Annotated in this window: 17 protein-coding genes, 1 tRNA gene and 1 other RNA gene; 6 read left to right on the forward strand and 13 right to left on the reverse strand. The window is 72.7% G+C overall.

All coding sequences use genetic code 11. From position 1 onward, the window contains the following. The first annotated feature begins 18 nt into the window (after nucleotides 1-18). A complete protein-coding gene (locus tag PX701_RS05695; protein WP_231430625.1) occupies nucleotides 19-756 on the forward strand; it encodes a tyrosine-protein phosphatase in 738 nt (245 codons plus the stop codon). 15 nt (nucleotides 757-771) lie between these two features. Here the strand turns inward: PX701_RS05695 and PX701_RS05700 are convergent, their stop codons facing one another. Beyond that, complete coding sequence (locus PX701_RS05700) at nucleotides 772-1,449, reverse strand: SIMPL domain-containing protein (RefSeq protein WP_231430626.1); 678 nt, start codon at nucleotides 1,447-1,449, stop codon at nucleotides 772-774. Between the two features lie 163 nt (nucleotides 1,450-1,612). On the opposite strand from PX701_RS05700, the gene ssrA reads away from it, so the two are divergent. Further along, nucleotides 1,613-1,981: a transfer-messenger RNA gene (gene ssrA / locus PX701_RS05705) on the forward strand. Between the two features lie 118 nt (nucleotides 1,982-2,099). Here the strand turns inward: ssrA and PX701_RS05710 are convergent. Next, on the reverse strand, nucleotides 2,100-2,240 hold the full coding sequence (locus PX701_RS05710; RefSeq protein WP_275505735.1) for a hypothetical protein: 141 nt from the start codon (nucleotides 2,238-2,240) through the stop codon (nucleotides 2,100-2,102). Nucleotides 2,241-2,400: 160 nt separating this feature from the next. Between PX701_RS05710 and mgrA the strand changes: the two genes are divergently transcribed. Next, complete coding sequence (gene mgrA, locus PX701_RS05715) at nucleotides 2,401-3,453, forward strand: L-glyceraldehyde 3-phosphate reductase (protein WP_231430628.1); 1,053 nt, start codon at nucleotides 2,401-2,403, stop codon at nucleotides 3,451-3,453. 69 nt (nucleotides 3,454-3,522) lie between these two features. Here the strand turns inward: mgrA and PX701_RS05720 are convergent, their stop codons facing one another. Then, nucleotides 3,523-4,437, reverse strand: a complete 915-nt coding sequence (locus PX701_RS05720) for a LysR family transcriptional regulator (protein ID WP_231430629.1) — start codon at nucleotides 4,435-4,437, stop codon at nucleotides 3,523-3,525. Nucleotides 4,438-4,555: 118 nt separating this feature from the next. Between PX701_RS05720 and PX701_RS05725 the strand changes: the two genes are divergently transcribed. Continuing rightward, nucleotides 4,556-5,446 (forward strand): DMT family transporter, encoded by an 891-nt coding sequence (locus tag PX701_RS05725; RefSeq protein ID WP_275505736.1) that lies wholly within the window; start codon nucleotides 4,556-4,558, stop codon nucleotides 5,444-5,446. A 51-nt stretch (nucleotides 5,447-5,497) separates the two neighbouring features. Here PX701_RS05725 and PX701_RS05730 read toward each other — a convergent pair whose 3' ends face one another. Both PX701_RS05730 and PX701_RS05735 read right to left on the reverse strand, forming a co-directional pair. Further along, entirely contained in the window at nucleotides 5,498-6,421 is a 924-nt protein-coding gene (locus PX701_RS05730) for an LLM class F420-dependent oxidoreductase (RefSeq protein ID WP_275505761.1), read from the reverse strand. A 5-nt stretch (nucleotides 6,422-6,426) separates the two neighbouring features. Next, a complete protein-coding gene (locus PX701_RS05735; protein ID WP_231430632.1) occupies nucleotides 6,427-7,242 on the reverse strand; it encodes an inositol monophosphatase family protein in 816 nt (271 codons plus the stop codon). Between the two features lie 118 nt (nucleotides 7,243-7,360). Between PX701_RS05735 and PX701_RS05740 the strand changes: the two genes are divergently transcribed. Next, nucleotides 7,361-7,436: transfer RNA gene (locus tag PX701_RS05740), tRNA-Lys, on the forward strand. 84 nt (nucleotides 7,437-7,520) lie between these two features. Here the strand turns inward: PX701_RS05740 and PX701_RS05745 are convergent. From PX701_RS05745 to PX701_RS05780, 8 genes are all read right to left on the reverse strand, one after another. Beyond that, a complete protein-coding gene (locus tag PX701_RS05745; RefSeq protein WP_231430634.1) occupies nucleotides 7,521-7,712 on the reverse strand; it encodes a hypothetical protein in 192 nt (63 codons plus the stop codon). A 101-nt stretch (nucleotides 7,713-7,813) separates the two neighbouring features. Beyond that, nucleotides 7,814-8,407, reverse strand: a complete 594-nt coding sequence (locus tag PX701_RS05750; RefSeq protein ID WP_275505737.1) for an energy-coupling factor transporter transmembrane component T family protein — start codon at nucleotides 8,405-8,407, stop codon at nucleotides 7,814-7,816. A gap of 11 nt (nucleotides 8,408-8,418) precedes the next feature. Further along, complete coding sequence (locus PX701_RS05755) at nucleotides 8,419-9,099, reverse strand: energy-coupling factor ABC transporter ATP-binding protein (RefSeq protein WP_275505738.1); 681 nt, start codon at nucleotides 9,097-9,099, stop codon at nucleotides 8,419-8,421. Next, nucleotides 9,096-10,256, reverse strand: coding sequence for a thiolase family protein (locus PX701_RS05760; protein ID WP_275505739.1), 1,161 nt, complete (start codon nucleotides 10,254-10,256; stop codon nucleotides 9,096-9,098). The genes PX701_RS05755 and PX701_RS05760 overlap by 4 nt, the downstream gene beginning before the upstream one ends. After that, nucleotides 10,253-11,605 carry an AMP-binding enzyme gene (locus PX701_RS05765; protein ID WP_275505740.1) on the reverse strand — a complete coding sequence of 451 codons (1,353 nt, stop codon included), beginning with the start codon at nucleotides 11,603-11,605 and terminating at the stop codon, nucleotides 10,253-10,255. The genes PX701_RS05760 and PX701_RS05765 overlap by 4 nt, the downstream gene beginning before the upstream one ends. After that, nucleotides 11,602-12,291: a biotin transporter BioY gene (locus tag PX701_RS05770; protein ID WP_275505741.1), complete on the reverse strand. Its 690-nt coding sequence runs from the start codon at nucleotides 12,289-12,291 to the stop codon at nucleotides 11,602-11,604. Before PX701_RS05770 ends, PX701_RS05765 begins: the two co-directional genes overlap by 4 nt. A 167-nt stretch (nucleotides 12,292-12,458) precedes the next feature. Beyond that, nucleotides 12,459-12,920 carry a hypothetical protein gene (locus tag PX701_RS05775; RefSeq protein WP_275505742.1) on the reverse strand — a complete coding sequence of 154 codons (462 nt, stop codon included), beginning with the start codon at nucleotides 12,918-12,920 and terminating at the stop codon, nucleotides 12,459-12,461. Nucleotides 12,921-13,038: 118 nt separating this feature from the next. Further along, entirely contained in the window at nucleotides 13,039-13,227 is a 189-nt protein-coding gene (locus tag PX701_RS05780) for a hypothetical protein (RefSeq protein WP_231430643.1), read from the reverse strand. Nucleotides 13,228-13,324: 97 nt separating this feature from the next. Between PX701_RS05780 and PX701_RS05785 the strand changes: the two genes are divergently transcribed. Then, a complete protein-coding gene (locus tag PX701_RS05785; protein WP_231430644.1) occupies nucleotides 13,325-13,939 on the forward strand; it encodes a TetR/AcrR family transcriptional regulator in 615 nt (204 codons plus the stop codon). The last annotated feature ends 7 nt before the right edge of the window (nucleotides 13,940-13,946 follow it).

Genomic DNA, 13,946 nt, shown 5'->3' on the forward strand with positions numbered 1-13,946 from the left:
GGAGGTAGGCTCGTCGCGATGAAGACGTCGATGCGCATCCCCGTTCCCGGCACGTACAATTTCCGCGATGTCGGCGGACTGCCCGCCCGCACGGGCCGGGTGCGCGACGGGGTGCTCTACCGGTCCGACGGGCTGTTCCGGCTCGGCGACGCCGGCAAGGCCGAGTTGCGAGAGCTCGGCGTCGGCATCGTGATCGACCTGCGCGACGACAACGAGGCCCGCTCGATGCCCGACGACCTCGACGGGCTCGACGTCGAGGTGCTGCGGCTGCCGGTGTTCGAGGGATCCGGCGCCTCGCAGGGCATGGCGGGCATCTCGCTCGAAGCCCTGTACGACCGCATCGTCACGCAGCATGCGGGCGTCGTGGTCGCGGCGCTGCGCGAGATCGCGAGTGCGGGCGAGCGTTCGGTCATCGTGCACTGCACCGCGGGCAAGGACCGCACCGGGATCGTCGTCGCGCTCGCGCTCCTGGCCGTCGGCGTCGACCGCGAGGCCGTGATCGACGACTACGCCAGGACCGAGGCGAACCTCGCGGGCGAATGGCTCGAGGGCATGGTCGCGGTCATCGCGAAGTACGGCGTGCCCGACACCCCGGAACTGCGCACCCTGATGGGAGGGAGCCCGCGGGAGGCGATCGAGGGTGTGCTCGACACGGTCGAGCGCGCGCACGGGTCGGTGCGCGAGTACCTGCTCGCGTCAGGGCTCGGGCTCGGCGACCTCGCCGGTCTCGAACGCCTGCTCATCGACGGCGACTGAGCCGCGGGCGGCGCCTCAGCCGGTTCGGACCTCGGCGTGGAATCGCGCCTCGACGGAGGCTTCGACGACGAGCACGGCGGGTGCGAACTCGGTGCCCGACCCCGCGCCTCCGCCGTCGTAGGCGGCCATCGCCATCTTCATGCCGCCGCGCGGTGCGGGCGGCAGCGGCTGGGCCGTGAGGAGTCCCGTGTCGGCGAGCTCCACCGGCGTCGGCGCACCGAGCCCGAGGGCGGCCGCGTAGACGCGCGCCTTCGCGATGGCGTCGGCGACCGCGGCGCGCTGCGCGAGCTCCTGCACGCGCCGGCGGGTCGCCTCGGTCAGGCGCCAGTCGATGCCGTCGAGGTCGACGGCCTCGCCGTCGGAGACCCGGCTCACCCATTCGCCGAGCCGGTCGAGGTCGCTGAACACGATCTCGACCTCTGACCTGGTCTGGTGCACGAGCGGCAACTGCCGGCCCTCGTTGTTGAACGGGCGGTGCGACCACACTCGAAGCTGACCCGCCGACCAGGTGTCGAGCGCCCCGGCGGCCTCGAGATCGCGAACCTCGGCGAGGAGGCGCTCGCGCGCCCTGGCAGTGCGGGCGAGCGCGGTGTCGCGTTCGGGCTCGGAGACCCCGATCGTGAGCGTGACGGCGGCGAGCTCGGGGTCGACGCGTTCTTCTGCGGTGCCGCGAACGGCGATGACGGTGGCCATTTGGTCCTCCACGAGGCATCCGCTCGAGGTCTGGGAATGGCGGAGCGGTGTCGCCTGTTCTAGACTGTAAGGCCGCGCACCCCTTCGTCCTGCGAACGGGTCGCGACTCTTGGAAACTCCACAGCGTGCGATGAAGGTCCGTCGAATCCGTTCGACGTCACATGGGGATGATCGGTTTCGACATCGCCTGTGTGCCCACGAGAAGCGGGCCGAGGATGCAGGGTTATCTCGTGAACGCCCCCTGCGAACAAATAACTGCCAATAAGAAGCAGTCTGACTTCGCCCTCGCTGCCTAAGCGAGCTCGATAGTCCGTCAGTCCGGGTTCGTTCCCGCCCCGGTCACTGACGTCATCTAGGGAACTTGCTGCGCGTCGTCGCCTGAGCGACGTGCGGGACTCTTTCAGGCTGGGCCCGTCGACTCAGGTGCCTGTGGCAAGAGTCGGGGCCGAGCAGAGCGCTTTCACAGGCTGCGCCCGGAGAAGACGTGGAATCTCAGCGATGGACGGGGGTTCAATTCCCCCCATCTCCACCACCGGCCGTCATCGCACGCTGCGGAAACCGCAGAACGCCCGGCGACTCCACTCGGAGTCGCCGGGCGTTCTGCGTCGGGGACGGTACGGGTCGGGTGTCGTCGGGGACGACGTGCTGGCTCAGTCGGTGAACGCGCCCCCGCAGTAGTCGCAGTCGGGCTCGGGGCAGTACCAGTTCTCGGGCTGGTGCTCGTCCATCGTCGGATCCTTCGTCGGGGCTGCGCGCGGTGGGGGAGTCGCGTCGCGATGGTTGAAGATCATGCCAGTCGCGCGGCACGGCGCCATATGGCCGGTGCGGTGAAGTTGTCGGAGCCGATTGTCCATCGTGTCCATGGTGCGACGGATACCGGCAACGGAATACGGCTCGAGGCGGGCCGGGCCGCGCACGGCCCGTGTCGGTGAGTCTGGCTAGCATGACTGCATGCCGTACATCGCCGATGCCGCCAGATACGACCGTATGCCACACCGCCGCACCGGTCGGTCCGGGTTGCAGCTGCCGCTGCTCTCGCTCGGGCTCTGGCAGAACTTCGGCGACGATCGGCCGCTCGAGTCGCAGCGGGCGATCGTGCGCCGGGCATTCGACCTCGGCATCACGCACTTCGACCTCGCGAACAACTACGGCCCGCCGTACGGCGCCGCCGAAGAGAACTTCGGCCGTATCCTCGCGAGCGACCTCGCCCCCTACCGAGACGAGATCGTCGTCTCGACGAAGGCCGGGTGGGACATGTGGCCGGGGCCGCACGGCGTGGGGGGCAGCCGCAAGTACCTGGTCGCGAGCCTCGACCGCTCGCTCACCGCGCTCGGCCTCGACCACGTCGACATCTTCTACCACCACCGCCCCGACCCCGGCACGCCGCTCGAAGAGACGGCGGCCGCCCTCGACCACATCGTGCGGCAGGGCAAGGCGCTGTACGTCGGCATCTCGTCGTACTCGGCCGAGCAGAGCCGTGAGATGGCGCGCCTGCTCGCCGAGCGCGGCACGCCGCTCACGATCCACCAGCCGTCGTACTCCATGCTGAACCGCTGGATCGAGACCGAGGGCCTCCTCGACGCGGCGGCCGACGACGGCTTCGGCGTCATCGGCTTCACCGCGCTCGCGCAGGGCCTCCTGACCGGCAAGTACCTCGGCGGCATCCCGGCCGATTCGCGCGCGGCGGCCGACGGGTCGCTCGACCGTTCGATGCTCTCCGACGAGACCCTCGAGCGCATCCGCGGGCTCGCCGCGATCGCGGAGCGCCGCGGGCAGTCGCTCGCGCAGCTCGCGCTCGCCTGGGCGCTCCGCGACGAGCGGGTGACGAGCCTCGTCGTCGGGGCGTCGAGCGTGCGGCAGCTCGAGGAGAACGTCGCGGCGGTCGACCGCCGCGACTTCACCGCCGACGAGCTCACCGAGATCGACCGGTTCGCCGGCGACGCCGGCATCGACCTCTGGGCCGACGCCCGGGGCGGCGGGCCGCTGCCCGAGTTGCGACCCTGATCGCACGCGTCGAACGATCCGGATGCCTCGTGGCCGGCCACGAGGCATCCGAGGGGGCCGGCGCCGCGGTCAGTCGCGCCGGGCCGCCGCCCTCAGCAGCTCGGCGGCGCGCAGCACCGCCGGGTGGGTGCGCATCGACCGTTTCACCCGCATCATGATGCGGCGCCGTGCGGCCGTGTCGGCGATGGGCCGCAGTTCGACGCCGTCGGGCAGTCCGATCGCGCCGAGGCGGGGCAGCACGGTGATGCCGACGCCCTGCTCGACGTAGTCGAAGGCACTCGTGTAATCGGGCGCGTGCAGGCGGTACTGCGGTGCGAACCCGAGTGCCGCACACGCCGAGAGCACGATCTCGCGGCACGGCCCGTGCGCGTCGTCGTTGTCGATCCACGGCTCGCCCTCGAGTTCGACGAGTCCGATCGACTCGCGCGCGGCGAGCCGGTGTCCCGAGGGCACCACGACGACGTAGCCCTCGGTGCGCAGCTCTTCCAGGTCGTAGCCGTCGGGCGAGCCGTCGGCCACCGCCGGGTCGCGGTCGCCGCGGATCGACTCGGCGATGTAGAGCTCGAGGTCGGGCTCGCCTGAGAGCTGTCCGGCTCGTTCGACCATCGAGAGCTCGAGCCGGAGGTCGGGGTAGGTGCGGGCGAGCTCGGCCACGACGGGCGGCATCCATGCGCGATTCGCGGACATGAAGCAGCTGATGCGCATCGTGCCGCTGCGACCCGCCCGCAGGTCGTCGACCGCGCCATCGAAGTCCGCGAGGTGATCGAGCACACGACCGGCGCGATCGGCGACCGCGACACCGGCCGAGGTCGGCACGATGCCGCGACCGCGGCGCTCGACGAGGGTCAGGCCGGTCTCCCGCTGCAGGGCGCTGACGTGCTGGCTCACGGCCGACGCGGTGTAGCCGAGTCGGGCCGCCGCGCGGTTGATCGAGCCCGTGAGCACGACGGTGCGGAAGACCTGGAGCCGGTGCGGATCGACCATGATCACAATCGTACAGTTCTGCTTAATCGAACCCAAGGATCGTTCGCTTGTGCTGAGATGATCCGATCGTCAGGCTGGGGGAATGCGAACCGCCGCCCCGAGCCTCCATCCGCCAGCCGTGACCGCGTCGACACCCTCGCCGGGGTGGAAGGTGCTGACGGCGATGCTCGTCGTCCTGGTGCTCTGGGCCTCGGCGTTCATCGCCATCCGCTTCGTCGGCGACGCGCTCTCGCCGGGCCCCCTCGCGCTGGGCCGGCAACTCGTCGGCACCGCGGCACTGGTCGCCGTCGCCCTCGTTCGCCGGCCGCCGTTGCCGCGCGGACGCTCGCTCGCACTCGTGGCCCTGTACGGCGTGCTCTGGTTCGCCGGCTACACCCTCGTGCTGAACCTCGCCGAGCGGCATCTCGACGCCGGCACCGCCGCGATGCTCGTGAACGTCGCACCCCTCATCGTCGCGGTCGCGGCCGGCGTGTTCCTCAAGGAGGGCTTCCCGCGCTCGCTCGTGGTCGGCATGCTCGTCGCCTTCGCGGGCGTCGTGCTCATCGCGACCGGCGGCGTCGGCAATCACGCCGATCCGCTGGGCGTCGTCCTCGGCCTCCTGGCCGCGCTGCTCTACGCGCTCGGCGTGCTCGTGCAGAAGGTCGCCCTGCGCGACACCGACGCGCTGAGCGCGACGTGGGTGGGCTGCGCGATCGGCGCCGCCGCCCTGCTGCCCTTCCTGCCGCAAACCGTCGTCGAGGTCGGCGCCGCGCCCGCGCCCGCGGTCTGGGCGATGGTGTACCTCGGGGTGTTCCCGTCGGCGGTCGCGTTCCTGCTCTGGGCGTACGTGCTCAAGCGCAGTCCGGCCGGCGTCACCGCCTCGGCGACGCTCGCCGTCCCCGCGATCGTCGTGCTGCTCGGCTGGCTGCTGCTCGGCGAGCTGCCGACCGTCCTCGGCATGGTGGGCGGCGCGCTCTGCCTCATCGGCGTGGCGTGGAGCCGCAGGCCGTCACGGCCGGCCCGTCGATGAGCGAGCGGATGCCTCGTGGCCGGCGGCGGCCACGAGGCATCCGTCGCGGGGTCAGCGAAGCGCGGGGAGCACCTCGGCCGCGATGAGCTCGAGATGGTCGAGGTCGTGCAGGTCGACGAGCTGCAGGTAGACGCGGTCGGCGCCGAGCTCGCGCAGCCGCTCGAGCTTCTCGACCGCGGCCGCCGGCGTTCCGGCGATGTTGACCTCGGCGAAGTCGTCGGGGTCCTCGTCGATCGCGGCGAGGCGGCGCAGGTAGTCGGCGTCGTGCTCCGCGACGACCGTCGGCAGTGCGACGGACGTGCGCATCGTCGCGGGGTCGCGGCCGATCGCCTCGCAGGCTCGGCGCACGCGCTCGAAGGCGGCGGCGATCTCGTCCTCCGAGCGGAAGCCGAGGTTGAACTCGGTCGCGAACCGCGCCGCGAGCTCGGGGGTGCGCTTCAGCCCGGCGCCGCCGATGACGACCGGCACGCGGGACTGCACGGGCTTCGGGAGCGCCGGTGCGCCGGCGAGCGTATAGTGCTCGCCGGCGAAGTCGAAGGCCTCGCCCACCGGCGTCGCCCAGAGGCCCGTGACGATGTCGAGCTGCTCCTCGAGCAGGTCGAAGCGCTTCGGCGGGAACGGGATGCCGTAGGCGGTGTGCTCCTCGGCGAACCATCCGGTGCCGAGGCCGAACTCGGCACGGCCGCCCGACATCGCGTCGACCTGGGCCACCTGGATCGCGAGCAGCGACGGGTGGCGGAACGTCGCCGACGAGACGAGGGTGCCGAGCCTGATGCGCTCGGTCTCACGGGCGAGGCCCGCGAGGGTCACCCACGCGTCGGTCGGGCCGGGCAGCGGGTCGCCGTCGCCCATGCGCAGGAAGTGGTCGGAACGGAACCAGCCGTCGAAGCCGAGGCGCTCGGCGGCCTGCGCCTGGGCGAGCTGCTCGTCGTAGCTCGCGCCCTGCTGCGGTTCGGTGAAGACGACGAACTCCATGCCGGTCACGCCCGCTCGCCGAGCGCCTCGAGCACCGTCTCGTGCAACCGGCCGTTCGTCGCGAGCGCCGAGCCGTGCCACGGGCCGGGCTCGCCGGTGATCGAGGTGAATCGCCCGCCCGCCTCCTCGACGATCGGCACGAGCGCGGCGAGGTCGTAGGGCTTCACGTCGAACTCGCCGGTCACGTCGATGAGCCCCTCGGCGAGCAGCATGTACGACCACAGGTCGCCGTAGGCGCGATCGCGCCAGACCCGTTCGGCGAGGGCGAGCAGGCGGTCGAGGTAGCCGGCCTCGCGCCACTGGGCGATGCTCTGGAAGCTCAGCGAGGCATCGGCGAGGTCGGCCACCTGCGACACGGCGATGCGGCGCGGGGTCGCGCCCGAGGCATCCGTCGTGAACGCGCCGGCGCCGCGCGCCGCCCACCAGCGCCGGCCCAGCGCGGGGGAGGAGGCGACGCCGACGACGGGCACGCCGTCGATCGCGAGCGAGATGAGCGCGCCCCACACCGGGACGCCGCGCATGAAGTTCGACGTACCGTCGATCGGGTCGATGATCCACTGACGCGTCGTGTCGCCCGACGTGCCGAACTCCTCGCCGAGGATGCCGTCGGCGGGGCGCGCCTCGGCGAGCCGATCGCGAATCGCCCGTTCGACGGCGAGGTCGGCCTCGGTCACGAACGTGCGGTCGGGCTTCGTCGACACGGCGAGGTCGACGGCGCGGAACTTCGCGATCGCGACGGCGTCGGCGAGGTCGGCGAGCTCGAGGGCGAGTTCGAGGTCGTCGGCGAGGTCGAGGGCGGTGGTTTCGGCGTGGTCGGTCACGCGATTCAGGCTATCGGGCGCGGGTGAACACGCCGTGCCGTGCTCGATTGGCGCAGCGGCGAACGACCTGATAACGTTGACGCTCGGTTCGGTTGTTGAAAAACAGCCCCGAATCGATGCACCTCTAGCTCAATCGGCAGAGCAACTGACTCTTAATCAGTGGGTTCAGGGTTCAAGTCCCTGGGGGTGCACCAAGAGAAGCCCGGAACGCACGCGAATCGCGTGGTTCCGGGCTTCTTCCGTGTGCGGTCGTGCGGCGCGCACCTCTCGCGAGGACGTCAGGGCATCATGCCGCCGCGCATCTGCCGCATCGACTTCTCGCGCTCGACGTCGACCGAGTTCGCGACGTCCGTGCCGCCGGGCGCGGGTCGGCTGGAGCGGCCGGCCTTGCGGCGACGCGTGTACATCCACTGGCCGACCGCCCAGACGGCGATCAGCACCCCGATCGCGAGCCAGAAGGACCAATCCATCACGCACCTCCGCGAGGGTTTCCGACGAGTGACCCTCAATGTACCCCCGATGGTGGACGACGCGGCGGCGGCCGCGACGCGAGCGCGCCGAGGCGGGCGTCTCAGTCGTCGAAGCCGCGGGCGATGAGCGCCTCGCCGAGATGGTCGGCCGTGCGCAGCGCGCGCACGATGACGGGCACCGCGAGCGCCATGACCGAACCCTCCGCACCTCGGGCCTTCCTCGCCTCGAGCACCTCGCGAACGATGTCGGCGAGCAGGGGCACGCAGCGGATCGCGAGCGCGAGGGCGAGGCCGACTCGGTCGGCGTCGACCCATCGGTGCAGCGGGCGCAAGAGCAGCTGCATGGCATCGAGGGTCGCGGAGACGGGCGTCGTGAGCGTGTAGAGCGCGGCGAGCGCAACGGCGATCGCGAGCCGGAACGCCATCGTGGCCGCCGACTCCCAGCCGGAGAACAGCCACTGCACGGGCACGGCGAACGCGAGCACCCAGAGGATGGGGACGATCTGCCGCCAGGCGGCGCGCGCCGGAAGGCGCGCGACGAGGAACAGCACGATGGTCGCCGCAGCGGCGGCGCCCAGGACGACGAGCGAACTCTGCACCGCGACGACGGTCACGAGCACGGCGAGCAGCCCGAGCTTCAGGAGCGCGGGCGCCCGGTGCACGAGCGAGTCGCCGTGGTGGAAGACGCCGATCACGATTCCGCCGCTCAGCCGATCAGGGACCGGTAGGCGGCGAGCGCACCGGCGGGCTCGTCGTCGGCGAAGACGCGGCCCGACTCCATGACGATCACCCGGTCGAAGTCCTCGAGCAGTTCGAGCTGGTGGCTCACGACGACGAGCCGCTGGTCGAGCGCGCGGAAGTGGTCGGCGACGAGCCGGGCGTTGCGCGCGTCGAGCAGTGTGGTCGGCTCGTCGGCGACGACGATCGCCGGGTCGGCGACGAGCACCGACGCGAGGGCGAGCAGCTGCTTCTGCCCGCCCGAGAGGCGGTGCGCCGGTCGATCGGCGAGGCCCATGAGCCCGAAGCGCTCGAGCGTCGCCTCGACGCGCGCCGCGGCATCCTCGGCCGGCAGCCGATGGCGGCGCAAGGTGAATGCGACGTCTTCGCGGACCGTGGGCATGACGATCTGGTTGTCGGCGTTCGTGAACACGAAGCCGACCCGGCGGCGCACGTCGCGACCGCGTCGCGCGACGTCGAGGTCGTCGACGATCACCCGACCCGTCTTCGGCGTCACGAGGCCGTTGATCATGCGGGCGAGGGTCGACTTGCCCGAGCCGTTCGCGCCGACGATGCCGACCCGTCGTTCGTCGATGACGAGCGAGACGTCGTCGACGATCGGCTCGGCGCCGAAGTCGTGCGAGACGCGGTCGAAGACGATCCCGCTCATGCGACGCGCTCCACGATCATCGCGATGCCCTGGCCGCCGCCGATCGAGCACGCGGCGAGGCCCGGGCGGTCGTCGTCGGCGGAGAGCATGCGCGCGGCGAGCCGCACGAGCAGCACGGCGCCCGAGGCACCCCACGGATGTCCGATCGCGATGGCACCGCCCTCGGCGTTGACGATCTCCTCGTCGAGCGCGAGGGCATCGGTCACGGCGAGGAGCTGCGCGGCGAACGCCTCGGTGATCTCGACGAAGCCGAGGTCGGCCGGGGCGAGGCCCGCCCGGACCAGGGCGGCCTGCGCGGCCGGCGCGGCGCCGAGCCCGGGCAGGGCGGGGTCGCCCGCGGCGACGGCGGCCGCGCGGACGCGGAGCGCGGGCAGCCCGAGTTCGCGCGCGAGTTCCGGCGTGGTCACGGCCATCGCCGCCGCGCCGTCGGAGAAGCCGCAGGAGTTGCCGGCCGTGACGGTGCCGGCACCGGCGGCATCGCTCTCGTCCGCCGGGTCCGACACGAAGGCGGGCGCGAATCGTGCGAGCGTCTCGAGACTCAGCCGGCGCGGCCGGTCGTCGCGGACGACCCCGTCGACGGCGACGAGCTCGGCATCGAAGCCGCCCGAGCGATGGGTGGCGAGCGTGAGACGGTGCGAGCGCTCGGCCCAGGCGTCCTGGCGTGTGCGGGAGATGCCGGCGACGGCGGCGAGCCGGTCGGCGGCGGGACCCATGTCGGGGTCGGGCAGCCCGGGCGGGGCGAACGGTGCACGGTCGTACCGGGCACCCGTGTCGCGCCAGTTGCGAACCGGCGCCGTCGACGCCGACTCGGCGCCGCCGGCGACGAGCAGCCGGCCGTCGCCCGCCCGCACGCGGGCCGCCGCCTGCATGACCGCGTCGAGACCCGAGCCGCACTGCCGGTCGACGGTCACACCGGGAACGCCGACGCCGAGACCGGCGCGGAGCGCGGCGACGCGGGCGAGGTCGCCGCCGGGGCCCATGCAGTTGCCGAGCACGACGTCGTCGATCGGCACCTCGGCCGGCGCGACCCGCGCGGCCACGGCCGCGAGCACGGGCGCGGCGAGCGCATCGACCGAGTGGCCGGCGAAGCCGCGGCCGGCAGTGCCGATGGGCGTACGGCGGCCGGCGACGAGGACGGGGGTCGGGGCGGCGGTCATGCGGGTCCTCCCGTCGGTGGTGCGGCGTTCGTCGGTGCGGCGCCTGCTGCGACGGCGCGGATCGCGTCGTGGCGGCGGGCTGCGGCCCGGTGCTCGCCGTCGAGCCCGCCGGCGGCGAGCGCCGACCGGAGCGCGCCGCGGGCGACCTTGCCCGAGTCGGTGCGCGGCAGCGGGGCGAAGAACCAGCGGCGCGGCAGCTCGGCGACCTCGAGGCGCGCCCTCGCCTCCGCGACGATCTCGTCGCGGAGGTCGGTCGCGTCGCGGGGGTCCGCGGCCTCGTCGTCGCCGCCGAATGCGTCGCGATCGGTCGCGCGGACGCGCTCGTCAAGCTCGTCGAGCTCGACGATCGCGACCACGCGCTCGCCGAGCAGCTCGTTCGGTTCGCCCACGACGGCCACCGCGGCGACGCCCGGGAGGCCGGCGAGCACGCCCTCGATCCGTTCTGCGATCACGGTGGCACCGGCTGTCGTGATCGCCGCATCGCCGCGTCCGAGGATCATGAGGGTGCCGTCAGCGCCCAGTTCGGCGAGGTCGCCGACGGTGGCGAAACCGGCGGCGTCGCGGCGCAGCATCCCGCCGACCGCGTCGATCGCGAGATAGGGCGACCGCACCCAGAGCTCACGACCGCCGGCGGCCTCGCGCAGCTCGATCTCGGCACCCGGGAACGCAACGAGCCCCTCGCCGTGCCCGGCCGCGACGAACGAGAGCTCGGCCGCACCGTAGTACTCCGTGAGCCGGAGGCGCGCACGGGCGGTGTGCCGCACCCGCTCGGGGAGCGCGGCGCCCGCGACCACGGCGGCACGGGCGTCGAGACCGCCGTCGAGGAGACGGGCCAGCCTCGTCGGCGTCGCGTGCACGACCGTCGCATCGCGAACGGAGTCGCCGACGACCGCGCCCGCCCACAGCGCGTGCAGCGCCGCGTAGAGGTGCATCGAGACGTGCAGCGGCCCGGTCACGGCCACGCGGTCGGCGGCCTCGATGCCGGCGAGCTGCGCCAGCGGCGCAGCCGACTCGAGCCAGGATGCCTCGGTGCGGGCCACGACCGTGGGCGCGGTGCCCGACGAGCCCGAGGTGCGCAGCGCGATCGCGGTGGCCGCAGGCAGCAGGTCGTCGAGGCGCCGTGCCTCGTCGGACGACCCGCCGACGAGGACGGGCCGACCGCGCTCGAGGGCCGCCAGCACGGTCGTGATGAGCTCGACCGGTGCCGTGCCGACGGGGCAGGGCACCAACCCGGTGCCGCCGGGCAGGCGGGCCGCGGCGACCGCCGCGGCGAGCTCGCCCACGCGCACGACGTCGCCGCCGAACGCGAGGGCGGGCGCACCGGGCGAACCCCGCAGCCACTCGCTCACGCGGCGTCGACCGCCCTGGCGTCGAGCGCGGCGCGGCGCGGCCACGGCCACGAACGCGGCTCGATGAGGCCCGGCCAGGCGCGGTGCACGCCCTTCGCGACGAGCACCGTGATGACGACCTTCAGCGCATCGCCGGGCAGGAACAGCAGCGAGCCGGCGGCGGCGACGCCGATCGGGGTGCCCGTCATCGCCGCGAGGACGGGGATGCCGACGGCGTAGATCGCGACGATGCCGCCGAGCGCCGTCGAGAGCAGTGCGGGCACGACGCGGTAGCGGGGGAGCAGGCGCGCGGTCGCCCAGCCGATCACCACGACCCCGACGAGCCACCCGATCAGGTAGCCGACCGACGGGCCGACGAAGACGCCGAGCCCGCCGCGGCCGCCGGAGAGGAGCGGGAGTCCCGCGGCGACGAGGGCGATGAGCAGCAGCACCGAGAGGAAGCCCTTGCGTGCACCGAGGATGGCGCCCGCGAGCATGACGCCGAGCGTCTGGAACGTGATCGGCACCGCGGTGCCGCCGAGGTAGATCGCGCCGGGCAGGCCGAGCGCGGCGATGAGGCCGGTGAAGACCGCGATCTGCGCGAGGTCGCGTGCGGTGTGGCGCCGCGTCGGCGCGTCGACGACGTCGGTCTCCGAACCGCTCGTCGGGCCGGCGGTGGGCGGGGTGCTGCTCGGTGCGGTGCTCATCGGGATCCCCTCTCAAGGCGTGCGGGCGGAGTGCCCGTGAATCACGCTATGAGGGCGGGGAGGGGTCGCGTCGCCCCAGCCGTACAAGAATCGGGGGTCGATTTTGGAAGCGCACGGTGGGGGTCTCGAGGCGCGCCGGCGCTCGCTCGTCACCCCGCTCGACGGGGTCAGGCGGCGGCGCGAGCCTCGAGCTCGGTGAGCGGACCGAACGGCCGCACGTCGGCTTCGAGGGCGGATGCGTCGGCGTCGGCGTCGATCGAACCGGAGGTCTCGATGGGGTCGGCCCAGACGATGAGCGGCGCGGGCTCCCAGCCGAGCGCCATCGACTCTTCGCCTGCGGGAACCACGACCGCGACCGAGTCGCGCTCGTCGAGGATCGCACGGGTGAGTTCAGCGGCGATCTGGTGCGTCAGCATCGCGTGGAAGATGCGGTCGGTGTCGCCGTCGCTGCGGCGCACGAGCGACCAGCCGCCGCCCGGGCCGATGAACTCGGAGAGGCGGGCGTTCAGCAGTTCGAAGATGTGCTCGCCGCGCAGGTCGGCCGCGGTGGGGCGCGGTGCGGGAGCGGGAGCGGCAGCGTGTGCGGAGGCCTGGGCGGCAAGCCGAGCGCGTCGCCAACGGCGGAACATCGGTGGCCCCTCTCGTCGTGTTGCAGCGGGTACTGCGATATTCGGGTCGTTCGCTCCAGTTTCGGGCACGGCGGAGCGGATTCCGCAAGACACGCCGCAGAGCGGCGGCTGCGACCGGCTATTCGCCGAGCTCGGGTCGCTTCGTCTCTTCGGCCACCGTGCCGATCGCGATCGCGAGGCTCGCGGCCCACGAGATCCAGAGCAGCAGCAGTCGCCAGTCGCGCGGACCCGACGCGGTGGCCTTGATCACGGTGATGCCGCTGACGGCTGCTGAGATCACGGCTCCGCTGAAGAGGTACTTGCGCATGGCGCCACGCTACCGCGCCACCCGCCCGTGCTGGGAGTCATCCGTGAATCTGACCGATCGTGCAGGATCTGACCGATCGGTCAAGTACCGTCGGAGCATGCCCACCGATGCGACCGCACCTCCGCGCGCCCGCGCGAGCGACGAGCTGCTGCACGCCGCCCTCGAACAGTTCGCCACCGTCGGCTTCGCCGGCACGTCGCTGCAGCAGATCGCCGACCACGCCGGCTACTCGAAGTCGAGCGTGCTCTACCACTACGCCTCGAAGGAGGCGCTGCTCGAGGCCGGCATCGCGCCCGCGATCGAGCGGCTCGAGGTGCTCGTCGCCGAGTTCGCCGAGGGGCGCCGCTCCGATGCGGCGCGCGGCGCGTTCATCGGCCGGTTCGTCGACCTGCTGCTCGGGGAGCGCCTCGCCGTGCACCTCTTCGTGAGCCAGGGGCACTCGCTCGGCGACATCCCGATCGTGAAGCGCGGCAACGCCGCGATCCGCGTCCTCGCCGACGCGATCTGCTCGGGAGCCTCGCTCGCCGAGCAGATGCGCTTCGGCGTCGCGCTCGCCGGGGCCACCTACGCCCTCGTCGCCGGGGCGACGTTCTTCGACGACGACGAGATGAGCGAGCTCATGAACACCCACTCCGACGACGAGGTGCGCACGGCCCTCGTCGACGTGCTCACCGAACTGCTGATCCCGGCCGACGGCCGGCCGACCCGTTAAGGCACCG

The sequence above is a fragment of the Agromyces chromiiresistens genome, assembly GCF_029167465.1.
Lineage (GTDB): Bacteria > Actinomycetota > Actinomycetes > Actinomycetales > Microbacteriaceae > Agromyces > Agromyces chromiiresistens.

What these genes read in the sequence shown, in the direction of transcription:
- PX701_RS05695 (WP_231430625.1), top strand. Translation starts at nt 19, where the DNA reads ATGAAGACGTCGATGCGCATCCCCGTTCCCGGCACGTACAATTTCCGC.
- PX701_RS05700 (WP_231430626.1), bottom strand. Translation starts at nt 1,449, where the DNA reads ATGGCCACCGTCATCGCCGTTCGCGGCACCGCAGAAGAACGCGTCGAC.
- PX701_RS05710 (WP_275505735.1), bottom strand. Translation starts at nt 2,240, where the DNA reads ATGATCTTCAACCATCGCGACGCGACTCCCCCACCGCGCGCAGCCCCG.
- mgrA (WP_231430628.1), top strand. Translation starts at nt 2,401, where the DNA reads ATGCCGTACATCGCCGATGCCGCCAGATACGACCGTATGCCACACCGC.
- PX701_RS05720 (WP_231430629.1), bottom strand. Translation starts at nt 4,437, where the DNA reads ATGGTCGATCCGCACCGGCTCCAGGTCTTCCGCACCGTCGTGCTCACG.
- PX701_RS05730 (WP_275505761.1), bottom strand. Translation starts at nt 6,421, where the DNA reads ATGGAGTTCGTCGTCTTCACCGAACCGCAGCAGGGCGCGAGCTACGAC.
- PX701_RS05745 (WP_231430634.1), bottom strand. Translation starts at nt 7,712, where the DNA reads ATGGATTGGTCCTTCTGGCTCGCGATCGGGGTGCTGATCGCCGTCTGG.
- PX701_RS05755 (WP_275505738.1), bottom strand. Translation starts at nt 9,099, where the DNA reads ATGAGCGGGATCGTCTTCGACCGCGTCTCGCACGACTTCGGCGCCGAG.
- PX701_RS05760 (WP_275505739.1), bottom strand. Translation starts at nt 10,256, where the DNA reads ATGACCGCCGCCCCGACCCCCGTCCTCGTCGCCGGCCGCCGTACGCCC.
- PX701_RS05770 (WP_275505741.1), bottom strand. Translation starts at nt 12,291, where the DNA reads ATGAGCACCGCACCGAGCAGCACCCCGCCCACCGCCGGCCCGACGAGC.
- PX701_RS05775 (WP_275505742.1), bottom strand. Translation starts at nt 12,920, where the DNA reads ATGTTCCGCCGTTGGCGACGCGCTCGGCTTGCCGCCCAGGCCTCCGCA.
- PX701_RS05780 (WP_231430643.1), bottom strand. Translation starts at nt 13,227, where the DNA reads ATGCGCAAGTACCTCTTCAGCGGAGCCGTGATCTCAGCAGCCGTCAGC.
- PX701_RS05785 (WP_231430644.1), top strand. Translation starts at nt 13,325, where the DNA reads ATGCCCACCGATGCGACCGCACCTCCGCGCGCCCGCGCGAGCGACGAG.